The organism is Verrucosispora sp. WMMD703, assembly GCF_049178935.1.
GTDB classification, from domain to species: Bacteria; Actinomycetota; Actinomycetes; order Mycobacteriales; family Micromonosporaceae; genus Micromonospora; species Micromonospora sediminimaris.
Map to the genome: position 1 here is coordinate 1,897,748 of NZ_JBMHMM010000004.1, position 26,537 is coordinate 1,924,284.

Sequence of the window (26,537 nt, forward strand, 5' to 3'; positions counted from 1 at the left end):
GCAGGGCGCGGGTGGCGGCGGCGAACGGCTTCTCCTCGTTTGCGTCCGACAACTCAAGCCCGGCTACGCTGTGCACGTCATGACTACCGCAGCGGCGGGCGGCCCGCGCACCTACCAGGTGCGCACCTACGGCTGCCAGATGAACGTGCACGACTCCGAGCGCATCTCCGGCCTGCTTGAGCAGGCGGGGTACGTCCGCGCGGGCGAGGCCGAGGACACCCCCGACGTGGTGGTGTTCAACACCTGCGCGGTCCGCGAGAACGCGGACAACCGACTGTACGGCAACCTCGGTCACCTGCGCCCGGTCAAGAACCGGCACCCGGGGATGCAGATTGCCGTCGGTGGCTGCCTGGCCCAGAAGGACCGGGGCGACATCGTCCGCCGGGCACCCTGGGTGGACGTGGTCTTCGGCACCCACAACATTGGCTCGCTGCCGGTGCTGCTGGAGCGCGCCCGGCACAACGCCGCCGCCGAGGTGGAGATCCTCGAATCCCTCGACGTCTTCCCGTCGACGCTGCCGACCCGCCGCGAGTCGACGTACGCCGGCTGGGTGTCGATCTCGGTGGGCTGCAACAACACCTGCACCTTCTGCATCGTGCCGTCGCTGCGTGGCCGGGAGAAGGACCGCCGCCCCGGCGACATCCTCAGCGAGGTACGCGCACTCGTCGACGAGGGCGTGCTGGAGGTGACCCTGCTCGGGCAGAACGTCAACTCATACGGCGTCGAGTTCGGCGACAGGTACGCCTTCGGCAAGCTGCTGCGCGCCTGCGGCGAGATCGACGGGCTGGAGCGGGTGCGGTTCACCAGCCCGCACCCGAAGGACTTCACCGACGACGTGATCGCGGCGATGGCCGAGACGCCGAACGTCTGCCCCTCGCTGCACATGCCGTTGCAGTCCGGGTCCGACGACGTGCTGCGCGCGATGCGCCGGTCGTACCGGTCGGAGAAGTACCTGGGGATCATCGAGAAGGTCCGGGCGGCGATGCCCGACGCGGCGATCACCACGGACATCATCGTCGGCTTCCCCGGCGAAACCGAGACGGACTTCGAGCGCACCCTGGAGGTGGTCCGTGAGGCGCGGTTCTCCTCCGCGTTCACCTTCCAGTACTCCAAGCGCCCCGGCACGCCGGCCGCGAGCATGGACGGCCAGTTGCCCAAGCAGGTCGTGCAGGAGCGGTACGAGCGGCTGATCGCCTGCGTCGAGGAGATCACCTGGGCGGAGAACAAGAAGCTCGTCGGCGAGACCGTCGAGGTGCTGGTCGCCGTCGGTGAGGGCCGCAAGGACGAGCGCACCGGCCGGATGTCGGGGCGTGCCCGCGACGGCCGCCTGGTGCACTTCGCCACCGGTGGTGCCGGCGAGCCGGGGGACGCCGAGTCGATCCGGCCGGGCGACATCGTGCACACCACGATCACCTACGCCGCGCCGCACCACCTCAACGCCGACGGTGCGCCGCTGTCGCACCGCCGGACCAGGGCCGGTGACGCGGCCGAGGCGGGGCGTTCGCCGCGTACCCCCGGGGTGCTGTTGGGGCTGCCCACGATCGGCGCGCCGGCCGCGGCGCCCGCGCCGACGACCGGCTGCGCCGTCTCGCCCTGAGCCAGGTCGGCCTGTCTCCGAGCTCAAGCGTCCGCACGCAGGCGGCCATCCTGCTGGATCCGCTGGTAGCTGTCGTGGTCGAACCCGCCACGGCCTCCCGGAGAGTGCTGCTGTCCGGCGGCGTGCCCGGCCGGGCCACCACCCACCACCTTGCGTCCTTTGCTCTGCTTCAACCCGCGCAACGGTGAGCGAGCGAAACCATTGCGCGGAGTGAAGCAGAGCAAAGGAGCCACCACACATACCCCGGCGGAGCCCGGCTGCGGCCAGGTCACGCAGCTCTGGGCGGCCTGTGTCGAAGTCCGGGGCCGGCCGGCGGCGGGCCTCGCGCGACGCCCGGCTGGACGCCGCCTGGACTCCGCCTCGACCGAGGACTTCGACACAGGCCCTGACCCCTACGGTCAGACCGAGATCCGACCGGCGCCTGCGCCGCCCGTCACGATCGACTTGACGTTGCTCGGGGTGTCCAGGGTGTACGAGTACGGGATGCCGGCGACGCTGCCGCCGGTCTGGCCGCTGCCCGAGTTGACGAAGTGGTTGTTGCGGGCCACCAGGGAGCCCGGGCCGGAGCTGCCCTCGCCCAGGTGGTACGGGTCGGGGGTGTTCTCGAAGTAGTTGCCCTCGACAAGCACGCCGGCGTTCATCGTGGACGCCACGCCGTAGCCGCGCACGTTGCTGTAGTAGTTGTTGTAGACGTGCACCGGGTTGCCGAAGCGGACCCGCGGGTGGCGCTGGTTGCTGCCGTCGAACCAGTTGTGGTGGTACGACACCCGCAGATGGCCGACGTCCTGGCTGGCGTTGTCGTCGCTGTGCCCGAGCAGCATCGACTTGTCATGGCCGTAGACCCGGTTCCAGGACACGGTGATGAAGTCGGAGCCGCGCTTGATGTCGACCGCGCCGTCGTAGCCGGCGGTGAAGGTGTTGTGGTCGATCCAGATGTTTGTGGCCGACTCCTGGACGTTGATCGCGTCATCGTCCCAGTTCCGGAAGGTCAGGTTCCGGATGATGACGTTACGGTCGCCGTTGATGTTGAAGCCGCAGCCGGCGATCGTGGCGCCTGAGTTGCCGAGGATCGTCTTGTTGGAGCGGACCCGCAGCATCCCCGAGCAGTTGATGGTGCCGGAGACCCGGATCACCGCCGCGCTGCTGGAGTTGAGCGCGCTGGTCAACGCCGAGGCGTTGGTGACGGTGGTGGTACCGGCATTGCCGCCGCCGGTGGTGCCGCCGTTCTGGGTGGCCCAGCCGACCAGCCCGGTCTGCGGGCCCGGGTTGGGCGGGGGAGTGGGATTGGTGCCGCCGCTGAGGCGCACCAGCTGCCACCGCTGGTTGGCGCCGTCCAGATCGGCGTACTGGGAGATCATCGCCCCGTCGGCCGTGGACCATCCCCACAGGTCGAGGACCTTGTTGCTGTGCCGGTTGACGAACCGCACGTCGCCGTTGGCGGAGTCCGCGAGCCGCCAGTGCTGCTTGGTGTCGCTGCTCGCCGTGACCTGGGTGACCTGCACCCCGTCGTTCGAGTTCGGGATGGCGACGACCTTGCCGGAGTGCCGGTTGCGCAGCTGGTAGTAGCCGCTGCCCACGTCGACGAACTGGAACTGCTGGTTGTTGCCGTCGAGACGGCTGAACTGCCGGATCTCACCACCGTCGGCGGTGGACCAGTTCCACAGATCCATGGCCTTGCCGCTGTGGCGGTTGACGAACACGTAGTAGGCGCCGGTGTCGACGGTCGCGGCGGCGGCCGGAGCGACGGTCACCGCGACGGCGGCGGCGGGCAGCGCGACGGCCGTCGCGGCCAGCACCGCCAACCGTCGCGTCAGGCGAGGCTTGACGTCTGCAAGCACGGTTTGTTCTCCTCATCCTCGATAAATGGGACGGATCGGATGACGCGTCGCGCACCGGCCGAACCGGCGATCACGGCCGGCCCGGACCGGTCCGTGACGTGGGCGGCCACGGCGGTTGAGGGGGTGGCGTGGGCCGTGGCGGACGCCCGGATGCGTCACCCGGTGCGGTCGGCAGGGGGTACGCCCCGGCGGTGGAGGCTGCCGTGCCCGGCGGCAGCGATGCCGTGGCGGTCGCAGGATGCGCCCTGCCGTGGGATGAACTGGTCGGAATGGCTCCCGCGCCCTAGCCCTGGGGAGGGCAAGCGCTTTCCCAGGTAATCACAGATCGACGTCGATGTAAATGTCGTACGCTAACATCGCGGCGACCTGCGAAAAGGACGATGCCCCCGGCTCCCGCGTGGGAGAGCCGAGGGCATCGGACGTACGGCTCAGCCGGCCTGCTCGGCCAACTGGAGGAACTGGCGCTTCGAGGCGAGCGCCTGCTCGGCCTCCTTGATCCGCCGGGAGTCACCTGCGGCCTGCGCCCGCGCCAGCCGCTCCTCTGCCTCCGCGACCTGCGAGCGCATCTGGGCCAGCAGCGGATTGTCCTCCCGGCTGGTGCGCCGCCAGGCCGAGTCCATCACCTCGCGGACCTTCTCGTCGACCGCGCGCAGCCGGCGCTCCAGCCCGGCGGCCGCCTCGCGCGGCACCCGACCGGCCTCGTGCCATTGCGCCTGGATCTCCCGCAGCTTCGCCTGGGCGCCCTTCGGGTCGCCGTCGATGTCGAGCGCCTCGGCCTCGGCGAGCAGTGCCTGCTTGCGCTCCAGGTTGGCGCGCTGCTCGTTGTCCCGGGCGGAGAAGACCTCGCTACGCCGGCTGAAGAAGGAGTCCTGGGCGGCCCGGAACCGCTCCCAGAGCCGCTGCTCGGCCTCCTTCGACGCGCGCGGCGCGGCCTTCCACTGCGTCATCAGGTTCTTGAGGTGGTTGGCCGTCGCCGCCCAGTCGGTTGATTCGGCGACCTTCTCGGCCTCGGCGACCAGCTCCTCCTTGACCGTCTGCGCCTGCTTGCGCTGCGCGTCGAGGGAGGCGAAGTGGGCACCCCGGCGGCGGGTGAAGCCGTCCCGCGCGGCCGCGAACCGCTTCCACAACTCGCCATCGGTCTTCTTGTCGACCCCTCGAATGGTCTTCCACTCGTCGAGGATCTCCTTGAGCCGGTCACCGGCAGTCTTCCAACCGGTCGACTCGGCAGCCAGCTTCTCGGCCTCCTCCACCAGGGCGGTCTTGCGGGCGAGGGCCTCGACGCGGGCGGCCTCCTTCGCCGCCCGGGCCTCACCGGCCTTCTCCTCGGCCACGGTGGCGAGCTTGTCGAGCCGGGTCGCCAGGGCGTCGATGTCGCCGACTACGTGAGCCTCGGGGAGGGAAGCACGGATCCGTCGGATGGTGGCGAGCGAATGGTTGGCGTCCGCCGCACCGGAGTTGAGCCGTGCCTCGGTCAGGTCCACCTCGGTCACCAGGTCGGCGAAGCGGCGTGCGAAGTGTGCCAGCCCTTCCTCCGGTGCTCCCGCCTGCCAGGATCCGACCACCCGCTCGCCTTCGGCGGTCTTGACGTAAACGGTGCCGTCCGCGTCCACCCGTCCGAAGGCAGTCCAGTCGCTCATGTGCCCATCCTCGTTCTCCCGGCACCAGGGAGCAGTCTCCCGGGCGCCGCCACGGCGCAGCCAAGTTTCTCCGGGCATTGTCACAGGTGCGCCCCGGTCCGCGTCGAGCGCCTATCGCCGACCGTGACCATACGGTGTCCTAGGGCCGGTCTGGGCCATCCGACCGGCGTGCCGCTTTCGACCGTACGGCGTACGTGCGGCGCGGTCGTCCTTCCCGGCGGCACGCGGCCACGCTGCCGGAGCGGACCGCTACGGTTGCCTGGTGCCACTGGTCGCCGCCGCCGTCTGTCCCCACCCGCCGCTGCTCATCCCCGAGATCGCCGGTGCCGCCGCGTCCGAGCTGGACGACCTGCGCGCCGCCTGTGACGCCGCCGTCGCCCGGCTGCTCGACTCGGAAGCGCGGACCGTCCTGGTGATCGGGGCCGGCGACCGCGGAGCCGACCTCGACTCTCCGTTCCGGGGCAGCTTCGCGCCGTGGGGGGTGCCGCTTGAGGTACGCCTCGGCGACCACCCCGACGGATTGGTGGGCAGCGACCATCTCCCGCTCAGCCTGCTGGTCGGCGCCTGGCTGCTCGGCCGGCGACCGCCGGCCAGGATCCGGGGCATGAGTTGGCGGATGACGACGGTCGGGGCCACCGACCCGGTCGAGACCTGCGCCGAACTCGGTGCCCGGCTCGGCCCGGACCAGCCGTGGGCGCTGTTGGTGATGGGGGACGGTTCGGCCTGCCGGGGTGAGAAGGCGCCCGGCTACGCCGATCCGCGCGCCGAGGCGTACGACGAGACGGTCGCGCGAGCCCTGGCCGACGCGGACGGCGACGCCCTGCTCGGCCTGGACCCCGCCCTGTCGACGCAGCTCAAGGTCGCGGGACGGGCGCCCTGGCAGGTGCTCGCCGGTGCCGCGCGAGCAGCGGGTGGTCGCTGGCGTGGCGAGTTGCGCTACCACGCCGCGCCCTACGGGGTGGGCTACCTCGTGGCGAACTGGGAGCGGCCGTGACCGCCCCGGGCACCGTGGTCGCGGTCGTCGGGCCGACGGCGGCCGGCAAGTCGGCGCTGAGCATCGCGCTGGCGCACGCGCTCGACGGTGAGGTGGTCAACGCCGACTCGATGCAGCTCTACCGAGGCATGGACATCGGCACGGCCAAGCTCACGGTCGCCGAGCGTGACGGCGTACCACATCACCTGCTCGACATCTGGGAGGTCACCGAGCCGGCCAGCGTGGCGGAGTACCAGCGGCTCGCCCGGGCGGCGGTCGACGACGTCCTCGCCCGGGGCCGGGTGCCGCTGCTGGTCGGTGGGTCCGGGCTGTACGTGCGGGCGGTGCTGGAACAGTTCGAGTTCCCCGGCACCGATCCGGCAGTGCGACAACGCCTGGAAGGCGAGTTGGCCGCGCTAGGGCCGGCCCCCCTGCACGCGCGACTGCGCGACGCCGACCCGGTCGCGGCGGCCGGCATCCTGCCCGGCAACGGCCGGCGCATCGTGCGCGCGCTGGAGGTGATCGAGCTGACCGGGGGGCCGTTCACCGCGGCGCTGCCGGAGCCGACGCCCTACTACCCGGCGGTGCAGATCGGCGTGGACCTGGACACCGCCCTGCTCGACGAGCGGATCGCGATGCGGGTCGACCGGATGTGGGCGGACGGGCTGGTCGCGGAGACCCGGAGACTGGTCGAGCGCGGCCTGCCGCACGGACGTACCGCGAGCCGGGCGCTCGGCTACCAGCAGGTGCTGCGTTTCCTGGGTGGGGAGCTGACCGAGACCGAGGCGTACGACGAGACGGTCCGGGCCACCCGCCGCTTCGTCCGCCGCCAGCGCTCCTGGTTCCGGCGCGATCCTCGGGTGCACTGGCTCGACTCGGCCGACCCGGGGCTGATCGGGGCCGCGATGCGGATCCTCGGTGCGGCTGCGCAATGATGGGAGCGTGGAGTTCACCAAGGGGCACGGCACCGGCAACGACTTCGTGATCCTGCCTGACCCGGACGGCGCGCTCGACCTGACGCCCGAACTGGTGGCGGCGATCTGCGATCGGCGGCGTGGTCTCGGCGGGGACGGCGTGCTGCGGGTGGTCCGCGCCGCGAAGCACACCGACGGCGCCGCCCTGGCCGGCGAGGCCGAGTGGTTCATGGACTACTGGAACTCCGACGGCTCCTTCGCCGAGATGTGCGGCAACGGTGCCCGGGTCTTCGTCCGGTACCTGCTGGCGAACGGGCTGGTCGTGCCGTCCGGCGAGGCACTGCCGGTGGCCACCCGGGCCGGCGTGGTGCGGGCACGGGTCGAGGGCGACGCCATCGCCGTCGAGATGCAACGACCCCGGCTGTACGGTGCCTCCGCCGCCGCCCTGGGCGGGCTGACCCTGCCCGGCACGGCGGTGGACGTCGGCAATCCCCACCTGGTCTGCTCGGTACCCGCCGGACTGGACCTGGCCGGGCTGGACCTGACCCGCGCCCCCGACATCGACCCGGCGGTCTTCCCCGCCGGGGTGAACGTCGAGTTCACCACCGCCGGCGCGCCGGTCTCCGGCGTCGACGCACACGTGCTGATGCGCGTCCACGAGCGTGGCTCCGCCGAGACGCTCTCCTGCGGCACCGGTGCCTGCGCGGTCGCCGCGGTGGCCCTGCGCGACGCCGACCAGGAGACCGGGACTGTCGCCGTGGACGTCCCCGGCGGCCGCCTCACGGTGACCGTCACCCCCGACTCCTGCTGGCTCTCCGGTCCCGCCCTCCTCGTCGCCACCGGCGAACTCACCCTCCCACCCCTGACTTAGCGTTGATCATGAGGTTGGCGGCGATCTCTTCAGCTGCCGTCGACCTCGTGATCAACCTGGGCGGTTGGGGTCCGAGGTCCGTCAGGGGGTGGCGGAGGCGGAGGCGGCGATCTCGGGCAGGTCGGCCGGGCCGGGGTCGGCGGCGGGCGGTGGGGTGACTGTGGGGTTCTGGGCGGCGGCGCGTACGGCGGCGGCGACCGCCGGAGCGACCCGGGAGTCGAAGACGCTGGGCACGATGACCGTGGGATTGATCTTTTCCTCGCCCACCACGTCCGCGATGGCCCGGGCGGCGGCGATCGCCATCTCCTCGGTGAACTCCTCGGCGTGCGCGTCGAGCATGCCGCGGAAGACGCCGGGGAAGGCGAGCACGTTGTTGATCTGGTTCGGCTGGTCGGAGCGGCCGGTGGCGACGACCGCGGCGTGCTTGCGCGCCTCCCGGGGGTCGACCTCCGGGTCCGGGTTTGCCAGCGCGAACACGATCGCGTCCTTCGCCATGGTGGCGATGTCGTCGCCGGTGAGCAGGTTCGGGGCACTCACCCCGATGAAGACGTCGGCGCCGGCGAGCGCACCGGGCAGGTCACCCGAGTAGCCGTCCCGGTTGGTGTTCTCGGCCAGCCACCGCCAGGCCGGGTTGAGATCGGTCTGCCCACGGTGCAGGGCGCCCTGCCGGTCGTACGCGATGATGTCGCCGACACCCTGGCGCAGCAGCAGCTTCATGATCGCAGTGCCGGCGGCGCCCGCGCCGGAGACGACCACCCGTACGTCCGCGAGCTGCTTGCCCACCACGCGCAGCGCGTTGGTCAGCGCGGCCAGCACGCAGATGGCGGTGCCGTGCTGATCGTCGTGGAAGACCGGGATGTCCAGCGCCTCGCGCAACCGGGCCTCGATCTCGAAGCACCGCGGCGCGGCGATGTCCTCCAGGTTGATCCCGCCGTACGCGGGCGCGATGGCCTTGACGATGGCGACGATCTCGTCGGTGTCCTGCGTGTCGAGCACCACCGGCCAGGCGTCCACCCCGCCGAAGCGCTTGAACAGCGCCGCCTTGCCCTCCATCACCGGCAGCGAGGCGGCGGGACCGAGGTTGCCCAGCCCCAGCACGGCCGAGCCGTCGCTGACCACCGCCACCGTGTTGCGCTTGATGGTCAGCCGCCGGGCGTCCGCCGGGTTGTCGGCGATCGCCTGGCAGACCCGGGCCACCCCGGGGGTGTACGCGCGCGACAGCTCGTCCCGGTTCCGCAGGGCGACCTTCGGACTCACCTCGATCTTGCCGCCGAGGTGCAGCAGGAAGGTACGGTCGGAAACCTTGCGCACGTCCACGCCGTCGAGCGCGCTCAGCGCGTCGACCACCTGGTCGGCGTGACCGGCGTCGGCGGTGTCGCAGGTCAGGTCGACGATCACGTTCGTCGGATCGGAGTCGACCACGTCCAGCGCGGTGACGATCGCCCCGGCCTCACCCACCGACGTGGTGAGCCGGCCGATCGAGGAGGCGTCGGCGGGCACGGCGATCCGGATCGTGATCGAGAATCCGGCACTGGGCAGTCGGGTCGTGGCCACGCAGGTCCCTCCGTCGGCGCTGAACGGCTCGTCCGCATTTCTACTCGCCCGCCCCGGGCAGCCGGCAGCCGCCCCCGCTCTCGCCGATCGGCGGGCGGGCATATACCAGGTGCAGCGGGCGTTGACACATGTCAGGATTACTCGGTACGTGCACAGAACGGACAGGAGAGATCGCTTGCGAGACCAGGAGACCTACGTTTCCATCCCCGACGACGAGCTCGACGCCACCACCGGCGAGTACGAGCTTTCCGAACGGCAGGCGCTACGACGGGTCCCCGGTCTCTCCACCGAGCTGACCGACGTCACCGAGGTCGAGTACCGACAGCTCCGGCTGGAGCGGGTGGTTCTGGTCGGCGTCTGGACCGAGGGCACCCAGGCCGACGCGGAGAACTCCCTCACCGAACTGGCCGCGCTGGCGGAGACCGCCGGCTCGCAGGTGCTCGAAGGGCTCATCCAGCGACGCAACCGTCCCGACCCGGCGACCTACATCGGTCGCGGCAAGGTCGACGACCTCGGTTCGGTGGTGCTCTCCGCCGGCGCCGACACGGTGATCTGCGACGGTGAGCTGTCCCCGTCCCAACTGCGTAACCTGGAGCAGCGCACCAAGGTCAAGGTGGTCGACCGCACCGCGCTGATCCTCGACATCTTCGCTCAGCACGCCAAGAGCAAGGAAGGCCGGGCGCAGGTCGAGCTGGCCCAACTGGAATACCTCCTGCCTCGGCTGCGTGGCTGGGGTGAGACGTTGTCCCGGCAGACCGGTGGGTCGGGCCGGGGCGGCGGTGCCGGCGGCGGCGTCGGCGTCCGCGGCCCCGGTGAGACCAAGCTGGAGACCGACCGACGGCGCATCCGCCACCGCATCGCCCGGCTCCGCCGGGAGATCAAGGCCATGCGGACGGTACGCGAGACCAAGCGCGCCCGCCGCACCCGCAACGCGGTGCCCGCGGTGGCGATCGCCGGCTACACCAACGCCGGAAAGTCCAGCCTGCTGAATCGCCTGACCGGGGCGGGCGTGCTGGTGGAGGACGCCCTGTTCGCCACGCTCGATCCGACCACCCGCCGGTCCACCACGTCCGACGGACGGGTCTACACCCTGAGCGACACCGTGGGCTTCGTCCGGCACCTGCCGCACCAGATCGTCGAGGCGTTCCGGTCGACGCTGGAGGAGGTCGCCGAGGCGGATCTGGTGGTGCACGTGGTCGACGGTGCCCACCCCGACCCGGAGGAGCAGGTCCGGGCCGTCCGCGAGGTGCTCGGCGAGGTCGGTGCCGATCGGTTGCCCGAGCTGCTGGTGGTCAACAAGATCGACGCGGCCGACGAGGAGACCCTGCTCCGACTCAAGCGGCTCTGGCCCGAGGCGGTCTTCGTCTCCGCGCATCGCGGTCGCGGCATCGACGGACTGCGCGAGGCGATCGAGCGGCGGCTGCCCCGCCCGGCGGTCGAGATGCGCGTGGTGCTGCCGTACGACCGGGGTGACCTGGTGGCCCGGCTGCACCGGCAGGGCGAGGTGCTCAGCACCGCCCACCTGCCCGAAGGGACGATGCTGCACGTACGGGTCAACGAGGCACTCGCGGCCGAGTTGGTGCCGTACGCCGACACGGCGCAGGCGGCCGGTATCACGCGGTAATTGTCGGTGGTGGCCGCACTGCCGCGTCACCCGACGGAAACCTGCGGCATGCGACACTTCTTTCATGCTCCGCACTGTTTCCTCCGTCACGGTTGCCCTCGGCCTGGTCGGGGCCACCGTGGCGGTCGCCGGTGCCGCGCTCGCCGCGCCCGGCCCGACACCCGCCAAGGCAGCATCTCCCGTGCTGGCGGCCCCCCCGGCCGCCGTGGTGGGGCCGCCGGTCACGGCGGCGGGCAAGAAGCAGTGCTCGGTCACCGACTCCCGGCTGCGTGAGCTGTCCGGCCTGGTGGCGACGAAGAACGGCTACGTCGTCATCAACGACAGCACCGAGCAGAACGACCGCAAGCAGGTCTTCTATCTCAACAAGGACTGCCAGGTCGTTCGCGAGGTCCCCTACTCCGGCGCAGGTCCTTTCGACACCGAGGATCTCGCCGTCTCACCGGACGGCAAGACGCTGTGGATCGCCGACACCGGCGACAACGTGACAAGCCGCGAGCGCCGTGAGCGGGTGGCGGTCTGGAGCATGCCGATCGGCGGTGGCAGCCAACCGAAGCTGCATCGGCTGTCGTACCCGGACGGCAAGCCGCGCGATGCCGAGGCGCTGCTGATCGGCGACGACAAGCTGCCCCTGATCATCACCAAGGTCACCGCCGGCAAGGCCGAGATCTTCACCCCGGATGGGCCGCTCAAGACCGGTGACACCCAGCCCGTCCCGATGAAGAAGCTCGGCGACATCGAACTGCCGAGGACGGACACCGAGAATCCGCTGAGCACCTTCGGACGAGTCGCGATCACCGGCGCGGCCCGCTCCCTGGACGGCTCGCGGGTGGTCCTGCGCACCTACGCCGACGCCTTCGAGTACGACGTCTCCAACGGCGACATTGTCGCCGCCCTCACCACGGCCACCCCCCGGGTCACCGCCCTCGCCGACCCCTTCGGCGAGGCGATCGCCTACTCGACCGACGGGAAGACCTTCCTGACCGTCTCCGACGCCGGCCACCTGGAGGAGGACGACCCCGTCAACATCCTCAGCTACACCCCGTCCAAAGAGGGGCCGAAGGCCCTGGCGGATGATCCCGACGCGGCGCAGAAGTCCGGGCAGTCGTTCCTCGACGGGCTGACCCCGACCGACATCATGTACCTGATCGCCGCGGTCGGCGTGCTCGGAGCCCTGCTGGTCGGCGCGGGCATCTTCGGAATCCTGCGCGCCCGCAAGCGCCCGGCGCCGGCCGGCAGGAACCGCGACGGCGACGACGACGCCGCGAAGCGTAAGGGCGACGGTTTCGGCCCCGCCCAGGACCGGGGCCGTGGCGGAGTGTACGGCGGGGCAGCGGCCGGTGGCGTCTACGGGGGCTCGCCGGCTGGCGAGCGGCCCGGCGGTGGCGCGCGCCCGGGCGGCGTCTACGGCGGCGGTGGCCGACCGGCCGCCGGCAACGGTGCTCGGCCGGGGCAGGGCGGCGGAGGCGTCTACGGCGGCGGCCGGCCCGGCGGTGAAGGTGCTCCGGTCTACGGCGGGAGGCCGGGAGGCGGTCGAGCGTCCGGCGGTGGCGGACGCCCCGGCGGCGGTGTCTACGGAGGCGGTGGCGCACGCGGCGGCGGACAGCCCGGCGGGGGAGGGCGCGCGGAACCACCCCGGCGTGGTGGCCCGGCTGAGCCGGACTACCGGGGACGACGCTCCGGGCGCTACCGGGAGGACGACAACGGGCCGTACGGGCAGGTGCGCGGCGGCAACTACGGCTACCGGGGCGACCGGTACTGACCTGACCGGTACCGGCATCGGGCCGGTACCGGTCGTGGATCGTCGAGTCAGATGCGGCGTAGCACCGCGACCACCCGGCCCATGATGGTGGCGTCGTCGCCGGGGATCGGGTCGAAGGCCGGATTTTGCGGCATCAGCCAGACGTGACCGTCACGTCGGCGGTAGGTCTTCACCGTCGCCTCGCCGTCCAGCATGGCGGCGACGATCTCGCCGGAGTCCGCGGTCGGCTGCTGGCGGACGACCACCCAGTCGCCGTCGCAGATCGCCGCGTCGAGCATCGAGTCGCCCTTGACCTGGAGCATGAAGACCTCACCTTCGCCGACCAGCTCGCGCGGCAGCGGGAATACGTCCTCCATCGACTGCTCGGCGAGGATCGGCCCACCGGCGGCGATGCGGCCGAGCATCGGAACATAGGCCGGGGTGGGCCGCTGGGAGCGGGTCAGCTCGTCGTCGACGTCGTTCGGGGAGCGGACGTCGACCGCCCGGGGCCGGTTGGGGTCGCGGCGGAGGAAACCCTTCTTCTCCAGCTCCTTGAGCTGGTAGGCGACGCTGGACGGGGAGACCAGCCCGACCGCCTCACCGATCTCGCGCACGCTCGGCGGGTAGCCGTGACGCTCCACCCAGGTGCGGATGAAATCCAGGATGCGTCGCTGCCGGGCGGTCAGGTCGACCGTCGCCGGGTCGGGAAAGCTGCTGACCACCGGCGTCACCGGACGCACGGCCGGCTGGCCGGAGCGGGCACGGGCGACACTCCGGCGTCGGGCGGCCGGGGGGCCCGCCTCGACGCTCTGCTGCGGGCTCTGTGGCCGGTTGGCCCGGTCCTCGGTCACGTCCGTCCTCCCTGGTCGGCGCTGAGTGCCTCGGCGGCTCGTGGTGCGCACGGTGATCTAATGACCGGTGGGTCGACCATGGTCACCTCCGGTTGTTCATGACCGTATAGGTGAGATCGGTCTTTTTCAAACATCTGTACGACCTTCCACTGCGTGTCGATGCGGAAAATCAGCACGGCCGTGGCTCCGTACTGATAAATAGTACGGGTGTTCGAGTGGGTGTGAATTGTCGATGCTCGCGAAGGGCTGGCGGTAACCGGCGTGGCCCAGTCCGCGTTGGGTTCTCCGGTTGCGGAGAGCGGGTGGTGCGGGTGGGGTTTCGGGTGACGCGCCGGACACGCCGACCAACTTGACCCCGGATCGTCGGCGGCATACGGTCGACCCCTAGATGTAGTAGTCACATGGGCGTAAGTTGCCTACAGGTTGGGTTCGACTACCGACCGCACTCCCGTACCGCCGAGCCGGCGACCATCCTGCGGGGATGGCTCCGGCTTACCGAGGCGTGCCCGGAGGGCGGGGCGGTCGGGCCCGTGGTCGATCGAGGAGGTCGGGCGATGCGGTGTCCGTACTGCCGGCACGCCGACTCCCGGGTGGTCGACTCGCGCGAGGCCGACGACGGCCAGCTGATCCGGCGGCGGCGATCCTGCCCCGAGTGCGGCAAGCGGTTCACCACCGTCGAGGAGGCGGTGCTCGCCGTGGTCAAGCGCAGCGGCGTGACCGAGCCGTTCAGCCGGACGAAGATCATCGGCGGGGTGCGCAAGGCGTGTCAGGGCCGGCCGGTCGACGAGGACTCGATCGCGCTGCTGGCGCAGCGGGTCGAGGAGACCGTCCGGGCCAAGGGGGCAGCCGAGATCCCCAGCCACGACGTGGGGCTGGCCATCCTGGGCCCGCTGCGGGACCTGGACGAGGTCGCCTACCTGCGGTTCGCCAGCGTCTACCGGTCGTTCGACTCGCTCGCCGACTTCGAGCGGGAGATCGAGACGCTACGGGCCGCCGCGCGTGCCCGAGAGGCTGCCGGCGCCGAGCCGGCCAGCGCGCAGTGATTTTTCAGCAGTAGCAGTGACAGTCGGATCGCGCGGCGGACCCGTGCGGACGAGGGGGCGGATGAGATGCCGGGGGACGGTGTGACAACAAGCAGGTCACGAAGCAAGGCAGGCGCGGGGCTCAAGGTCGAGCGGGTCTGGACGACCCCCGGGGTGCACCCGTACGACGAGGTCACCTGGGAGCGCCGCGATGTCGTGATGACGAACTGGCGGGACGGCTCGATCAACTTCGAGCAGCGGGGCGTGGAGTACCCGGAGAGTTGGAGCGTCAACGCCGCCAACATCGTGACCACCAAGTACTTCCGGGGCGCGGTGGGGACCCCGGAACGCGAGTGGTCGCTCAAGCAGTTGATCGACCGGGTGGTGACCACCTACCGCACCGCAGGTGAGGAGTACGGCTACTTCGCCTCCCCGGCCGACGCCGAGGTCTTCGCGCACGAGCTGACCTGGATGCTGCTGCACCAGGTGTTCAGCTTCAACTCCCCGGTCTGGTTCAACGTCGGCACCCCCTCACCCCAGCAGGTATCAGCCTGTTTCATCCTATCTGTGGATGATTCTATGGATTCCATCCTCGATTGGTACAAAGAGGAAGGGCTTATCTTCAAGGGTGGCTCCGGTTCCGGGGTCAACCTGTCCCGGATCCGCTCCTCCCGGGAGCTGCTCTCCTCCGGCGGCACCGCCTCCGGTCCGGTCAGCTTCATGCGCGGCGCCGACGCCAGCGCCGGCACCATCAAGTCCGGTGGCGCCACCCGACGCGCGGCCAAGATGGTCATCCTTGACGTCGACCACCCCGACATCGAGGAGTTCGTGGTCACCAAGGCGCGCGAGGAAGACAAGATCCGGGCGCTGCGTGACGCCGGGTTCGACATGGACCTCGGCGGCTCCGACATCGTCAGCGTGCAGTACCAGAACGCCAACAACTCGGTCCGGGTCTCCGACGAGTTCATGTCGGCGGTGGAGAACAGCGGCACCTTCGACCTGCGCGGCCGGCTCGACGGCGCGGTGATCGACACCATCGACGCCAAGAACCTGTTCCGCACCATCTCCCAGGCCGCCTGGGAGTGCGCCGACCCGGGCCTCCAGTACGACGACACCATCAACGACTGGCACACCTGCCCGGAGACCGGCCGGATCACCGCGTCGAACCCGTGCTCGGAGTACCTGCACCTGGACAACTCCTCGTGCAACCTGGCCTCGCTGAACCTCATGAAGTTCCTCCGCGCCGACGGCGGCTTCGAGGTGGAGAAGTTCGTCAGGTCGGTCGAGCTGGTCATCACCGCGATGGACATCTCAATCTGCTTCGCCGACTTCCCGACCCAGAAGATCGGCGAGACCACCCGGGCGTACCGGCAGCTCGGCATCGGCTACGCCAACCTGGGCGCCCTGCTGATGGCCTCCGGCCTGCCGTACGACTCGGACCAGGGGCGTTCGCTCTCCGCTGCGATCACGTCGCTGATGACCGGCACGGCGTACCGCCGCTCGGCCGAACTGGCCGGCATCGTCGGCGCGTACGACGGCTACGCCCGCAACGCGGAGCCGCACAAGCGGGTGATGCGCAAGCACGCCGCGGCCAACGACGAGATCAAGCCGTCCGGCACGGTGGCCACCGCACTGGTCCGCGAGGCCACCAGGCAGTGGACGCTCGGCAACAAGATCGGTGACAAGAACGGCTGGCGCAACTCCCAGGCCAGCGTGCTCGCGCCGACCGGCACCATCGGCCTGATGATGGACTGCGACACCACCGGAGTGGAGCCGGACCTGGCGCTTGTCAAGTTCAAGAAGCTGGTCGGCGGCGGCTCGATGCAGATCGTCAACCAGACCGTGCCGCGTGCCCTGCGCTCGCTCGGGTACCCGGAGGAGCAGGTCGAGGCGATCGTCGAGCACATCGCCGACCAGGGCCACGTGGTGGACGCCCCCGGCCTCAAGCCGGAGCACTACCCGGTCTTCGACTGCGCGATGGGCGAGCGCTCCATCGCGCCGATGGGCCACGTGCGGATGATGGCGGCGGTTCAGCCGTTCATCTCCGGCGCCATCTCCAAGACGGTCAACATGCCGGAGCAGGCCACCGTCGAGGACGTCGAAAAAATCTACTTCGAGGGCTGGAAGCTCGGCCTCAAGGCGCTGGCGATCTACCGGGACAACTGCAAGGTCGGCCAGCCGCTGTCGGCGGCGAAGAAGAAGGCCGCCGAGCCGGAGGCGACCTCCACCACTGTCGAGCCGGTGGTGGAGAAGGTCGTCGAGTACCGCCCGGTGCGCAAGCGGCTGCCGAAGAAGCGCCCGTCGGAGACCATCTCCTTCTCCGTGGGCGGGGCCGAGGGCTACCTCACCGCCTCGTCGTACCCGGACGACGGCCTCGGCGAGGTCTTCCTCAAGATGTCGAAGCAGGGCTCCACCCTGGCCGGGGTGATGGACGCCTTCTCGGTGGCCATCTCCATCGGCCTGCAGTACGGCGTGCCGCTGGAGACGTTCGTCAGCAAGTTCACGAACATGCGTTTCGAGCCGGCCGGTATGACCGACGACCCGGACGTGCGGATGGCCGCCTCGGTGATGGACTACATCTTCCGTCGCCTGGCGTTGGACTTTCTGCCCTACGAGCGCCGCGCCGAACTGGGCATCTTCACCGCCAAGGAGCGGGCCGCCCAGCTCGCCGCCGAGGCCGAGGCCGAGGCGAACGGCGCGGACCTGACCGCGATGGCCGCCTCCGCCCCGGTGGAGGCCAAGCCGGAGGAGCCGAAGGCCGGAACGGTCGCCCAGCCAGCCCAGGAACTCGCCGACGTCGCCGCGGTCAAGCCGGCACCGCCGGTCGGTTCCAGCACCGAGCTGCTGGAGGCCGTGATCGGCAAGGCCGCCGACGCGCCGCTCTGCTTCACCTGCGGTACGAAGATGCGCCCGGCCGGTAGCTGCTACGTCTGCGAGGGCTGCGGCTCCACAAGCGGCTGCAGCTGACCCAAGCACGCAACGAGCCCCGGGCGGTGGATCGCCCGGGGCTCGTTCGTCTCTTGCGATCTTGGACCGAAGCCGCCGTTCCAGGGGCACTTTCGTACCAAGATTGGCTGCACGTGCGCGAAGCCGGCTTGTTCGGCGTACTGCATGACGTAGGTCTTCACACAGCCGGTGACGGCGGTCAGCGCCCGGGAGAGCCGGACCTGCCAGGTGCCGAGGCTCGCCGCCTCGGTGTCGGTCAATTCGGCAATCGACGTGACGTGCCGGCGGGGTACGAGCACCAGCCAGCCGGGTAGCCGGCTGTCGAACGCGTGCACCACCCGCCACTGCTCGTCTGCGTCGACGCGTTCCCGGGGCGGCAGTGTGTCGAATCGCTCCTCGCTGCGGCACACATGGCAGTCCATCCCGCGACCGTATCGAGCGACAACCATGGGATCTTGGTGCGAAACCGCCCCTCGGAGGGCGGTTTCGCACCAAGATTCGTGGCGAGCGGCGGCGATGGAGGTCACCGTTCACAGTGACCGTGTTGTTGGGATGATCGACCACATGAGGATCGCTCAGCGCTACGTCTGGTTCGCCGAGCGCGAGGCGCGCGGGGTTTCTCCCTCGTACGAGCGGCTGGCCCACGCGGTGTCCCGCGACGAGGAACTGCTCAGCCTGCTCGGCACCCTGCCGGAGGCCAAGCAGCAGCCGAACCTGCTGTTCAGCGTGGTACGCCTGCTCGGCGGGCCGGTCGACGAACCGGCCGCGTTCCATGACTACCTGGTGGCCAACTGGTCGACGGTGGAGGCGGAGGTCCGCACCCGGGTCACGCAAACCAACGAGGCCGGTCGCTGCGCCGTACTGCTGCCGTTGCTCGCGGCGCTCCCGCAGCCGCTTGCCTTGCTGGAGGTCGGTGCCTCCGCCGGTCTCTGCCTTTACCCCGACCGGTACGCGTACCGCTACGCCGGCAGCTCGCCCGGTGGCCACCTGATCGGCACGGAGGAGCCGGTGCTCGACTGCGTGGCCACCAACCTGACGCCGCCGGACCATCGGCCGGAGGTGGTGTGGCGAGCCGGCCTGGACCTGAATCCGCTCGACGTGACCGATCCGGCCGATCTGACCTGGCTCGACGCCCTGATCTGGCCGGAGCACGAGCATCGCCGGAACCGGCTGCGGTCGGCGGCGGCCATCGCAGCCGCCGACCCGCCGCTGCTGGTTCGTGGTGACCTGGTCGACGATCTGCGGGCGCTGGCCGCGCAGGCACCGGCCGATGCCACCCTGGTGGTCTTCCACACAAGCGTGCTCTATCTGGTGCCGACGCCGCGCCGGTCGGCCTTCGCCGAGGAGGTACGCCGGCTGCCCGGCCACTGGATCGCCAACGAGGGGCCGAGCGTGCTGCCGTACGCCGCACTGCCACAGCCACCGAGCGACGCGCACCTCAACGTGCTCGCGCTCGACGGGCAGCCGCTGGCCTGGACGCGCGGACACGGGCAGGAGATCACCTGGTTCGGCTAGCCGTGCCCAGTATCTGTGGGGGCGGTGACCTCGCCGAGACGGGTGCTGAGGAAGTCGCGTTCGGCATCGTTGTCGACCAGATCCAGGGCGATCCGGTACGCCTGCGCCGCCTCGGCGTCGCGGCCGAGCCGGCGCAGCAGGTCGGCCCGGATCGCCGGCAGGTAGTGATAGCCGGCCAGCCGCGGGTCCTGGGCGAGAGCGTCGACCTCGGTGAGCGCCACGGCCGGTCCGTCCACCATCGACATCGCCACCGCCCGGTTCAACGACACCACCGGCGAGGGCCAGCGGTCCAGCAGCATGTCGTAGAGCTTGACGATCTGTGCCCAGTCGGTCGTCTCGTAGCTGGGCGCGAGGGCGTGCAGCGAGGCGATGGCGGCTTGCAGCGCGTACCGGCCGGTGCGTCCGGTGCGGAACGTGTCGAGCACCAGGCGACGCCCCTCAGCGATGGCGTCCCGGTCCCAACCGGAACGGTCCTGATCCTCCAGCCGCAGCAGCCGGCCCTCGGCGTCGGTACGGGTGGCCCGGCGTGCGTCGGTGAGCAGCAGCAGCGCGAGCAGCCCGCGTACCTCCGGCTCGTCGGGTAGCAGGGCCGCCAGCGTCCGGGCCAGGTGCAGCGCGCGGTCGGCCAGGTCGGCGCGGAGCAGCTCGTCGCCGGTGGGCGCGGTGTGTCCGGTGGTGTAGAGCAGGTGTACGACGGCGAGCACCGGGTCGAGCCGTTCGGGTAGTTCGGTGGCCTCGGGGACCCGGTAGGGGATCCGGGCGGCGGCGATCTTCTTCTTGGCGCGGGTGACGCGCGCCGCCATGGTCGGTTCGGGGACCAGGAAGACGCTGGCGATGTCGGCGGTGCTCACGCCGCAGACCAGGCGCAGGGTGAGCGCGACCTGCGCCTCCCGGGCGAGCGCCGGGTGGCAGCAGGTGAAGACGAGGCGCAGCCGGTCGTCCGGCACGGCCACCTCGTCCGGGACGTCCGGTTCGGCCTCGTCCGGCTCCACAAGCAGCGGCAGTTTCGCGCGGAGCACCTGCCGTCGGCGTAGTACGTCGACTGCCTTCCGGCGCGCTGTCGCGGTGAGCCAGGCACCGGGCCGCTCCGGTACGCCGTCCCGGGCCCATGCGCCGAGCGCGGCCACGTACGCCTCCTGGACGCTCTCCTCGGCGAGGTCGAAGTCACCGGCGACGCGCGCCGTGGCGGCGAGCACGAAGGTCCACTCGCGGCGGTGCGCGTCCGCGACGGCCCGTTCGACCTCGGCTGCCGTGGCCGGCACGACGGTCCGCTCGCCGTCGCTCACTCGGCGGGCGGCTCGAACAGCGGCCGAACCTCCACCCCGCCGTGAATGGTGGCCGGGTTCAACTTGGCGATCTGCACAGCGGTGTCCAGGTCGGGCGCCTCCAGGACGAAGAACCCGGCGACGACCTCCTTGGCCTCGATGAAGGGGCCGTCGGTGACGAGGTCGCCGCGTACCGCGGTGGCGGTGGTGCTCGGTTGCAGGGCGTAGCCCGTCACGATCTGCCCGCCCAGCTCGGCCACCTGCGCGGGATACCGCTCCAGCAGGGCGACGTAGTCGGGGGTGAGGTCCATCGGATCGGCCGGTGCCGGCGAGTAGATCACGACTGCGTACTGGGCCATGAGGTCTCCTTCATCGACTTCGGGAAAACCTAGACTGCCGGTGATGAGCGGAGAACGACGGCCCCTGGCGGCACGGCCACTGACCGAGCCGCATCCTTCGCGGTTGCCGCCCGATCACCCCGGCCGGCAGCACATCCTCACCGTGCACGCTGAAGCCCTGGCCGCGGGCGACGCCGGCTACCTCGACCCGGACACCGGCCTGTTCGTCCTCACGGCCGGATTCCTGGCCCGGCGCGGCACCTGCTGCGGCCGGGGCTGTCGCCACTGCCCGTACGTGAGCTGAGAGACCGGCTTCGGGTCAGGCGGCGGCGACGAAGACCCGGGAGGCGATCTCCCGGGGCAACCGGACGCTCTCGCCGGAGCGGTCGATCGACACGGAATCGCGCTCCTGCGCGACCGTCACCGTGGCACCCGGGTCGACGCCGGCCGCGTGCAGTTGACGGAGCACCTCGGCGTCGGTCTGTACGCTCTCGCAGATTCGGCGTACGACGACAGTGCCGGTCAGGCCGGGGAAGGCCAGGTTTCGCTCGCCGTCGATCGGTTCGGGCTCGGCCTGGCCCGGCGAGCCCAACTCGTCCAGACCCGGGATCGGGTTGCCGTACGGCGACCGGGTCGGCCGGTTGAGCAGGTCGTAGACCCGCTTCTCGACCGCGTCGCTCATCACGTGCTCCCAGCGGCAGGCCTCTTCGTGGGCCTCCTCGTAGGGCATCCCGATCACGTTGACCAGCAGCAGCTCGGCGAGCCGGTGTTTGCGCATCACCGAGACGGCGGCGCTGCGTCCCTGCTCGGTGAGGCTGAGGTGCCGGTCACCTTCGACGGTGAGCAGGCCGTCGCGTTCCATCCGGGCGACGGTCTGACTGACCGTGGGGCCGCTCTGGCGCAGGCGTTCGGCGATCCGGGCGCGCAACGGAGGCACGCCCTCCTCCTCGAGTTCGAGGATCGTACGCAAGTACATTTCGGTCGTATCGACCAGGTCGTGAGACTTCATGGTTTCAGCGGCCCTCCAGCCTTGATGGTACCCTCCCGCGCCCCGGACGTCTGTCGCCGAACCGTAGGGAATGTCACTCATGGTGTTGACTGTGGGTCATGTCCGCTACTGAGGATCTTCTGGTCGAGGCCGAGCGGCTCGCCGCCGAACTCGAAGGAACCGACCCGCCGACCCTGCTCGATGTCCGCTGGCGTCTGGCCGGGGCACCCGGACGGGACGACTACCTGGCGGGACACCTGCCGGGTGCCGTCTTCGTCGACCTGGACACCGCGTTGTGCGGCGCTCCCGGCCCGGCCGGGCGGCATCCGCTGCCCGAACCGGTCGCGCTGGAGGCGGCGTTGCGGGCGGCCGGCGTGCGGACCGGTCATCCCGTGGTGGTGTACGACGGTGGCGACGGCATGTCGGCGGCCCGAGCCTGGTGGACGCTGCGCTGGGCGGGGCATCGACCGGTCCGGCTGCTGCACGGCGGCTACCCGGCCTGGACGGCGGCCGGCCTGCCGGTGAGCACCGACCAACCCGCTCCGCGGCCGGGTGACGTGACCGTCCGCCCGGGAGCCCTGCCGGTGCTGGACGCCGCGGCAGCCGCTCGTCTGGCGGCCGGCGACGGTGTCCTGATCGACGTGCGGGCCGCGCCCCGCTACCGGGGCGAGCACGAGCCCATCGATCCGGTCGCCGGCCACATCCCCGGCGCGGTGAACCTGCCCGCCCTCGAGTATGTCGCCGAGGGACGCTTCCCGGCTGCCGAGGCGCTGCGGGACCGTTTCGTCGCTGCCGGCGTGGCCGCCGAGGCGCCGGTCGGGGCGTACTGCGGATCCGGGGTGACCGCGGCCCAGGCCGTGTTCGCGTTGCATCTGGCCGGCCGCCCGGACGCCGCGCTCTACGTCGGCTCGTGGAGCAACTGGGTCGCCGACCCGGACCGACCGGTGGCCACCGAACCGCCGCCTGACCGGTGCGACGCCTGACCGACCGCGTCGGCGACCGGCGGGCGCGGACCGAGGGCAACGTGTGACCGGTTGGCGGCCCGGCTGCCGGACCGCCGACCGGCCCTCGTGCGACCATGGGCAGATGTCCGACGACACGGTGGTGGTGTGGGACGAGTCGCTGCTCGCCTACGACCTCGGTGACCACCCACTCGATCCGGTGCGGGTGGAGTTGACCATCGCCCTCGCTCGGGAACTGGGCATCCTGGAACGGGCCGGGGTGCGGCTGGTGCCGCCGGTGCCCGCCGACGACGACCTGCTCACCCGGGTGCACGACCCGCGCTACCTCGACGCGGTCCGGATCGCGCCGCGCGACCCGCTCTTCGCCGGGTTCGGTCTGGGCACTTCGGACAATCCCGTCTTCGACGGGATGCACGAGTCCAGCGCGCTTGTCGCCGGGGCGAGCGTGATCGCGGCCGAGGCGGTGTGGCGGGGTACGGCCCGCCGGGCGGTCAACGTCGCCGGTGGCCTGCACCACGCGATGCCGGCCCGCGCCGCCGGGTTCTGTGTCTACAACGACCCGGCGGTGGCCATCGCCCGGCTGCTCGACCTGGGGGCCGAGCGCATCGCGTACGTCGACATCGACGTGCACCACGGCGACGGGGTGCAGCAGATCTTCTGGGACGACCCCCGGGTGCTGACGGTCAGCCTGCACGAGACTCCGCTCGCCCTCTTCCCCGGCACCGGCTTCCCCGACGAGACCGGTGGCCCGAACGCCGCCGGCACCGCAGTCAACATCCCGTTGCCGCCCGGGGTTCAGGACGCCGGTTGGCAGCGTGCCTTCCACGCGGTCGTGCCGTCGGTCCTCCGGGCGTTCCGCCCACAACTTCTGTTCACCCAGTGCGGGGCGGACGCCCATCGCGTCGACCCCCTGGCCGACCTGCACCTGTCCGTCGACGGGCAGCGCGCCACCTACCTGGCGTTGCGGGCGCTCGCCGACGAGTTGTGCGACGGACGCTGGGTGGCCACCGGCGGTGGCGGGTACGCCCTGGTCGAGGTGGTGCCCCGGGCCTGGACGCATCTGCTGGCGGTGGCCACCGGCGCGCCGTTGGATCCGGCAACGCTGACCCCGCCGGCCTGGCGGGAACTGGCCACGGCCCGCCGGCCCGGCCTCGACGTACCGCTGCGGATGACCGACGACGTCGACCCGGGCTACGAGCCGTGGCAGCCCACCGGGGAGCCGAGCCCGGTGGACCGGGCGATCGCGGCGACCCGGAAGGCGGTCTTCCCGCTGCTCGGCCTCGACCCGCACGATCCGCGTGACTGACTGAGCCGGCCGGGGAGGGCCGTCCGAGGTGACCACAGCCGAACACACCGTGGACGTGCTGCTCAGCGACGGCAGCACGGTCCAGTTGCGACCGATCGCGCCGTCCGACGCGCCCGAGATCGTGGCGATGCACTCCCGGTTCTCCGAACGCACCCGCTACCTGCGCTACTTCTCGCCGTACCCGCGGATCCCGGAGCGGGATCTGCGCCGCTTCGTCAACGTCGACCACCGTGATCGGGAGGCGTTCGTGGTCCTGGCCGGCGACCGGATCGTCGCCGTGGGCCGCTACGAACGGCTCGGCCCGGCCTCGCCCGACGCCGAGGTGGCCTTCGTGGTCGAGGACGCCTACCAGGGGCGGGGCATCGGATCGGTGCTGATGGAGCATCTCGCCGACGCCGCCCGCCGGGCCGGGATCGTCAACTTCGTGGCCGAGGTGCTCCCGGCCAACGGGCAGATGCTGCGGGTCTTCGCCGACTTCGGGTACCAGATCCAGCGCCAGTTCGCCGACGGGGTGGTGCACCTCAGTTTTCCGATCGCGCCCACCGAAACGACCCTGGAGGTGCAGCGCGGGCGGGAGCATCGCACCGAGGCGCGGTCCGTCGCCCGGCTGCTCGCCCCACGTGGCGTTGCCGTCTACGGTGCCAGTGCCACCGGTCAGGGTGTGGGGGCCGCGGTGCTCGGGCACCTGCGCGACGGCGGGTTCACCGGGTCGGTGGTGCCGGTGCACCCGAGCGCCGCGCGGGTGGCCGGGCTGCCCGCGTACCCGTCGGCGGCCGACGCCGGGCTACCGGTCGACCTGGCGGTGGTGGCGGTGCCCCCGGAGGCCGCCGCGTCGGTGGTCGCCGACGCCGCGGCGGCCGGGGCGCACGGCCTGGTCGTGATCTCTGCCGGCTTCGCCGAGGCTGGCGTCGAGGGCGCCGCCGCGCAGCGTGCCCTGGTCCGCGCGGCCCACGCCGCGGGCATGCGGGTGATCGGCCCGAACTGTCTGGGGGTGGCCAACACCGACCCGGGCGTACGCCTCAACGCCACCCTCGCCCCGCGCCTGCCGGTGCCGGGCCGGGTCGGCATCTTCAGCCAGTCCGGTGCGTTCGGTGTGGCGCTGCTGGCGGAGGCGGACCGGCGGGGGCTCGGTCTGTCCAGCTTCGTCTCGGCCGGGAACCGGGCCGATGTCTCCGGTAACGACCTGTTGCAGTACTGGCAGGACGACCCCGGCACCGACGTGATCATGCTGTACCTGGAGACCTTCGGTAACCCGCGCAAGTTCGCCAGGCTGGCCCGGCGTATCGGCCGGGACAAGCCGGTGGTGGCCTTGGCCTCGCCGGCCCGCCCGCCGGGTGTCGGTGACGTCGCCGGCCCGGACGCCACGGCGGTCAGCGCGCTGTTCGCCCAGTCCGGGGTGATCCGGGTGGACACCGTCGGTGAGCTGCTCGACATCGGGGTGCTGCTGGCCAACCAGCCGCTGCCGGCCGGTGACCGGGTCGGCGTGGTCGGTAACTCCTCGGCGCTGACCGGTCTCGCGGCCACCGCCTGCGCAACCCAGGGGCTCACCGTCGCCGACGGCTACCCGCGGGATGTCGGTCCGAGGGCCAGCGCGGCCGAGTTCGCCGAGGCGTTGGCCGGAGCCGCCGCCGACGATGCGGTCGACGCGCTGGTGGCGCTCTTCGCCCCGCCGCTGCCCGGCCAGTTCACCGGCACCGAGGCCGATTTCACCGCTGCCCTGCCGGCGGCGCTCTCCGGTGGCAAGCCGGCGGTGGCCACCTTCCTGGTCGGCCGTGCCCCGGCCGGGATGCCCTCCTACCCGAGCGTGGAGGAGGCGGTCCGGGCGCTGGCCCGGGTCACCGCGTACGCGCAATGGCTGCGTCGGCCGACCGGAACCCTGCCGGAACTGCCCGGCGTCGACCCGGCGGCGGCGCAGGCGGCGCTGCGGGCTGACGACACCGACGTGGCGGCGTTGTTGGCCGCGTACGGCATCGACGTGGTCGAGTCGGTGCCGGTCTCGTCGGTCGACGAGGCGGTCGAGGTGGCCACCCGGCTCGGCTTCCCGGTGGCGCTCAAGGCCGCAGCCCCGGGATTGCGGCACCGCCTCGACCTCGGTGCGGTCCGCCTCGACCTGCCGGACGCCGCCACCGTGCGCCGCGCCTGTGCGGAGCTGTCGGCGGCCTTCGGTTCGGACGTCCTGGTGCAGCCGATGGTGCCGCCCGGCGTGGCCTGTGTCGTGGAGTTGGTCGAGGATCCGGCGTTCGGGCCGGTGGTTGGATTCGGGCTGGGTGGGGTCGCCACGGACCTGCTCGGTGATCGGGCGTGGCGAGCCGTGCCGTTGACCGACCGGGACGCGGCCGAGCTGGTCGACGCGCCCCGGGCGGCACCGTTGCTTCGTGGCCATCGGGGAGCCGCGCCGGTCGATCGCGCCGCCCTGGCCGATCTGCTGTTGCGGGTCGGTCGCCTCGCCGACGACCAGCCCCGGGTCCGGGCGCTGACGTTGAACCCGGTGCTGGCCCGGCCCGATGGTCTGTCGGTGCTGCACGCGAACGTCCGGATCGGCTCCGCCGCCGTGCCGCGCCCCGACACCGGTCCCCGTCGATTGTGAGTGGGCGGCCG

At 71.4% G+C, this 26,537-nt stretch carries 22 protein-coding genes; 13 read left to right on the forward strand and 9 right to left on the reverse strand.

Translation table 11 applies throughout. The annotated features are described in order from the left end of the window. Positions 1-79 precede the first annotated feature (79 nt). Complete coding sequence (gene miaB, locus ACN26Z_RS09325) at positions 80-1,597, forward strand: tRNA (N6-isopentenyl adenosine(37)-C2)-methylthiotransferase MiaB (protein ID WP_421460695.1); 1,518 nt, start codon at positions 80-82, stop codon at positions 1,595-1,597. Positions 1,598-1,620: 23 nt separating this feature from the next. Here miaB and ACN26Z_RS09330 read toward each other — a convergent pair whose 3' ends face one another. The 3 genes from ACN26Z_RS09330 to ACN26Z_RS09340 all read right to left on the reverse strand — a co-directional run bounded on the left by ACN26Z_RS09330 (position 1,621) and on the right by ACN26Z_RS09340 (position 5,072). Continuing rightward, positions 1,621-1,770, reverse strand: a complete 150-nt coding sequence (locus ACN26Z_RS09330) for a hypothetical protein (protein WP_421460696.1) — start codon at positions 1,768-1,770, stop codon at positions 1,621-1,623. A gap of 225 nt (positions 1,771-1,995) precedes the next feature. Next, positions 1,996-3,435, reverse strand: a complete 1,440-nt coding sequence (locus tag ACN26Z_RS09335; RefSeq protein WP_093410238.1) for an RICIN domain-containing protein — start codon at positions 3,433-3,435, stop codon at positions 1,996-1,998. A 428-nt stretch (positions 3,436-3,863) separates the two neighbouring features. After that, positions 3,864-5,072: a DUF349 domain-containing protein gene (locus ACN26Z_RS09340; RefSeq protein ID WP_093410241.1), complete on the reverse strand. Its 1,209-nt coding sequence runs from the start codon at positions 5,070-5,072 to the stop codon at positions 3,864-3,866. A 262-nt stretch (positions 5,073-5,334) separates the two neighbouring features. Between ACN26Z_RS09340 and ACN26Z_RS09345 the strand changes: the two genes are divergently transcribed. Genes ACN26Z_RS09345 through dapF form a run of 3 tightly spaced genes read left to right on the forward strand, consistent with a single transcriptional unit; the run spans position 5,335 to position 7,830 of the window. After that, entirely contained in the window at positions 5,335-6,066 is a 732-nt protein-coding gene (locus ACN26Z_RS09345) for a class III extradiol dioxygenase subunit B-like domain-containing protein (protein ID WP_093410244.1), read from the forward strand. Then, a complete protein-coding gene (miaA, locus tag ACN26Z_RS09350; protein WP_373870704.1) occupies positions 6,051-6,980 on the forward strand; it encodes a tRNA (adenosine(37)-N6)-dimethylallyltransferase MiaA in 930 nt (309 codons plus the stop codon). Before ACN26Z_RS09345 ends, miaA begins: the two co-directional genes overlap by 16 nt. A gap of 7 nt (positions 6,981-6,987) precedes the next feature. Next, a complete protein-coding gene (gene dapF / locus ACN26Z_RS09355) occupies positions 6,988-7,830 on the forward strand; it encodes a diaminopimelate epimerase (RefSeq protein WP_093410250.1) in 843 nt (280 codons plus the stop codon). A gap of 81 nt (positions 7,831-7,911) precedes the next feature. On the opposite strand, the gene ACN26Z_RS09360 is transcribed toward dapF, so the two are convergent. After that, positions 7,912-9,384, reverse strand: coding sequence for an NAD-dependent malic enzyme (locus ACN26Z_RS09360; protein ID WP_093410252.1), 1,473 nt, complete (start codon positions 9,382-9,384; stop codon positions 7,912-7,914). A gap of 175 nt (positions 9,385-9,559) precedes the next feature. On the opposite strand from ACN26Z_RS09360, the gene hflX reads away from it, so the two are divergent. Together hflX and ACN26Z_RS09370 are read left to right on the forward strand one after the other, a co-directional pair. Then, complete coding sequence (gene hflX, locus ACN26Z_RS09365; protein WP_093410254.1) at positions 9,560-11,008, forward strand: GTPase HflX; 1,449 nt, start codon at positions 9,560-9,562, stop codon at positions 11,006-11,008. Positions 11,009-11,072: 64 nt separating this feature from the next. Further along, positions 11,073-12,767 (forward strand): hypothetical protein, encoded by a 1,695-nt coding sequence (locus tag ACN26Z_RS09370; RefSeq protein ID WP_396886960.1) that lies wholly within the window; start codon positions 11,073-11,075, stop codon positions 12,765-12,767. Between the two features lie 47 nt (positions 12,768-12,814). Here the strand turns inward: ACN26Z_RS09370 and lexA are convergent, their stop codons facing one another. Beyond that, on the reverse strand, positions 12,815-13,597 hold the full coding sequence (lexA, locus tag ACN26Z_RS09375) for a transcriptional repressor LexA (protein ID WP_093410259.1): 783 nt from the start codon (positions 13,595-13,597) through the stop codon (positions 12,815-12,817). A 554-nt stretch (positions 13,598-14,151) separates the two neighbouring features. Here lexA and nrdR point away from each other — a divergent pair. Next, positions 14,152-14,640, forward strand: coding sequence for a transcriptional regulator NrdR (gene nrdR / locus ACN26Z_RS09380; protein ID WP_093410262.1), 489 nt, complete (start codon positions 14,152-14,154; stop codon positions 14,638-14,640). Positions 14,641-14,706: 66 nt separating this feature from the next. Beyond that, positions 14,707-17,586 carry a vitamin B12-dependent ribonucleotide reductase gene (locus tag ACN26Z_RS09385; protein ID WP_421460698.1) on the forward strand — a complete coding sequence of 960 codons (2,880 nt, stop codon included), beginning with the start codon at positions 14,707-14,709 and terminating at the stop codon, positions 17,584-17,586. Here ACN26Z_RS09385 and ACN26Z_RS09390 read toward each other — a convergent pair. After that, positions 17,544-17,987, reverse strand: coding sequence for an HIT family protein (locus tag ACN26Z_RS09390; RefSeq protein WP_421460699.1), 444 nt, complete (start codon positions 17,985-17,987; stop codon positions 17,544-17,546). The two genes, ACN26Z_RS09385 and ACN26Z_RS09390, sit on opposite strands and share 43 nt — an antisense overlap. 142 nt (positions 17,988-18,129) lie before the next feature. On the opposite strand from ACN26Z_RS09390, the gene ACN26Z_RS09395 reads away from it, so the two are divergent. Further along, positions 18,130-19,080: a DUF2332 domain-containing protein gene (locus tag ACN26Z_RS09395; RefSeq protein ID WP_421460700.1), complete on the forward strand. Its 951-nt coding sequence runs from the start codon at positions 18,130-18,132 to the stop codon at positions 19,078-19,080. Here ACN26Z_RS09395 and ACN26Z_RS09400 read toward each other — a convergent pair. Both ACN26Z_RS09400 and ACN26Z_RS09405 read right to left on the reverse strand, forming a co-directional pair. Further along, on the reverse strand, positions 19,077-20,276 hold the full coding sequence (locus ACN26Z_RS09400; protein ID WP_421464591.1) for an RNA polymerase sigma factor: 1,200 nt from the start codon (positions 20,274-20,276) through the stop codon (positions 19,077-19,079). The genes ACN26Z_RS09395 and ACN26Z_RS09400 overlap by 4 nt on opposite strands. 86 nt (positions 20,277-20,362) lie before the next feature. After that, on the reverse strand, positions 20,363-20,704 hold the full coding sequence (locus ACN26Z_RS09405) for a YciI family protein (protein ID WP_282239592.1): 342 nt from the start codon (positions 20,702-20,704) through the stop codon (positions 20,363-20,365). A 43-nt stretch (positions 20,705-20,747) separates the two neighbouring features. On the opposite strand from ACN26Z_RS09405, the gene ACN26Z_RS09410 reads away from it, so the two are divergent. Then, positions 20,748-20,987: a DUF5522 domain-containing protein gene (locus tag ACN26Z_RS09410; RefSeq protein ID WP_421460702.1), complete on the forward strand. Its 240-nt coding sequence runs from the start codon at positions 20,748-20,750 to the stop codon at positions 20,985-20,987. 15 nt (positions 20,988-21,002) lie between these two features. Here ACN26Z_RS09410 and ACN26Z_RS09415 read toward each other — a convergent pair whose 3' ends face one another. Then, positions 21,003-21,692, reverse strand: a complete 690-nt coding sequence (locus tag ACN26Z_RS09415) for a metal-dependent transcriptional regulator (protein WP_093410274.1) — start codon at positions 21,690-21,692, stop codon at positions 21,003-21,005. 98 nt (positions 21,693-21,790) lie between these two features. Here ACN26Z_RS09415 and ACN26Z_RS09420 point away from each other — a divergent pair, with 98 nt between their 5' ends. The 3 genes from ACN26Z_RS09420 to ACN26Z_RS09430 all read left to right on the forward strand — a co-directional run bounded on the left by ACN26Z_RS09420 (position 21,791) and on the right by ACN26Z_RS09430 (position 26,526). Further along, entirely contained in the window at positions 21,791-22,654 is an 864-nt protein-coding gene (locus ACN26Z_RS09420) for a sulfurtransferase (RefSeq protein WP_421460703.1), read from the forward strand. 103 nt (positions 22,655-22,757) lie between these two features. Then, positions 22,758-23,939: an acetoin utilization protein AcuC gene (locus tag ACN26Z_RS09425; RefSeq protein ID WP_093410279.1), complete on the forward strand. Its 1,182-nt coding sequence runs from the start codon at positions 22,758-22,760 to the stop codon at positions 23,937-23,939. 28 nt (positions 23,940-23,967) lie between these two features. Then, on the forward strand, positions 23,968-26,526 hold the full coding sequence (locus ACN26Z_RS09430) for a GNAT family N-acetyltransferase (protein WP_396886954.1): 2,559 nt from the start codon (positions 23,968-23,970) through the stop codon (positions 26,524-26,526). The last annotated feature ends 11 nt before the right edge of the window (positions 26,527-26,537 follow it).

Excerpts from the sequence above, each read along its gene's own strand:
- ACN26Z_RS09420 (WP_421460703.1), top strand. The coding sequence starts at position 21,791 with ATGTCCGCTACTGAGGATCTTCTGGTCGAGGCCGAGCGGCTCGCCGCC.
- miaB (WP_421460695.1), top strand. The coding sequence starts at position 80 with ATGACTACCGCAGCGGCGGGCGGCCCGCGCACCTACCAGGTGCGCACC.
- nrdR (WP_093410262.1), top strand. The coding sequence starts at position 14,152 with ATGCGGTGTCCGTACTGCCGGCACGCCGACTCCCGGGTGGTCGACTCG.
- ACN26Z_RS09340 (WP_093410241.1), bottom strand. The coding sequence starts at position 5,072 with ATGAGCGACTGGACTGCCTTCGGACGGGTGGACGCGGACGGCACCGTT.
- ACN26Z_RS09410 (WP_421460702.1), top strand. The coding sequence starts at position 20,748 with ATGAGCGGAGAACGACGGCCCCTGGCGGCACGGCCACTGACCGAGCCG.
- ACN26Z_RS09390 (WP_421460699.1), bottom strand. The coding sequence starts at position 17,987 with ATGGACTGCCATGTGTGCCGCAGCGAGGAGCGATTCGACACACTGCCG.
- ACN26Z_RS09395 (WP_421460700.1), top strand. The coding sequence starts at position 18,130 with ATGAGGATCGCTCAGCGCTACGTCTGGTTCGCCGAGCGCGAGGCGCGC.
- ACN26Z_RS09385 (WP_421460698.1), top strand. The coding sequence starts at position 14,707 with ATGCCGGGGGACGGTGTGACAACAAGCAGGTCACGAAGCAAGGCAGGC.
- ACN26Z_RS09370 (WP_396886960.1), top strand. The coding sequence starts at position 11,073 with ATGCTCCGCACTGTTTCCTCCGTCACGGTTGCCCTCGGCCTGGTCGGG.
- ACN26Z_RS09405 (WP_282239592.1), bottom strand. The coding sequence starts at position 20,704 with ATGGCCCAGTACGCAGTCGTGATCTACTCGCCGGCACCGGCCGATCCG.
- ACN26Z_RS09425 (WP_093410279.1), top strand. The coding sequence starts at position 22,758 with ATGTCCGACGACACGGTGGTGGTGTGGGACGAGTCGCTGCTCGCCTAC.
- ACN26Z_RS09415 (WP_093410274.1), bottom strand. The coding sequence starts at position 21,692 with ATGAAGTCTCACGACCTGGTCGATACGACCGAAATGTACTTGCGTACG.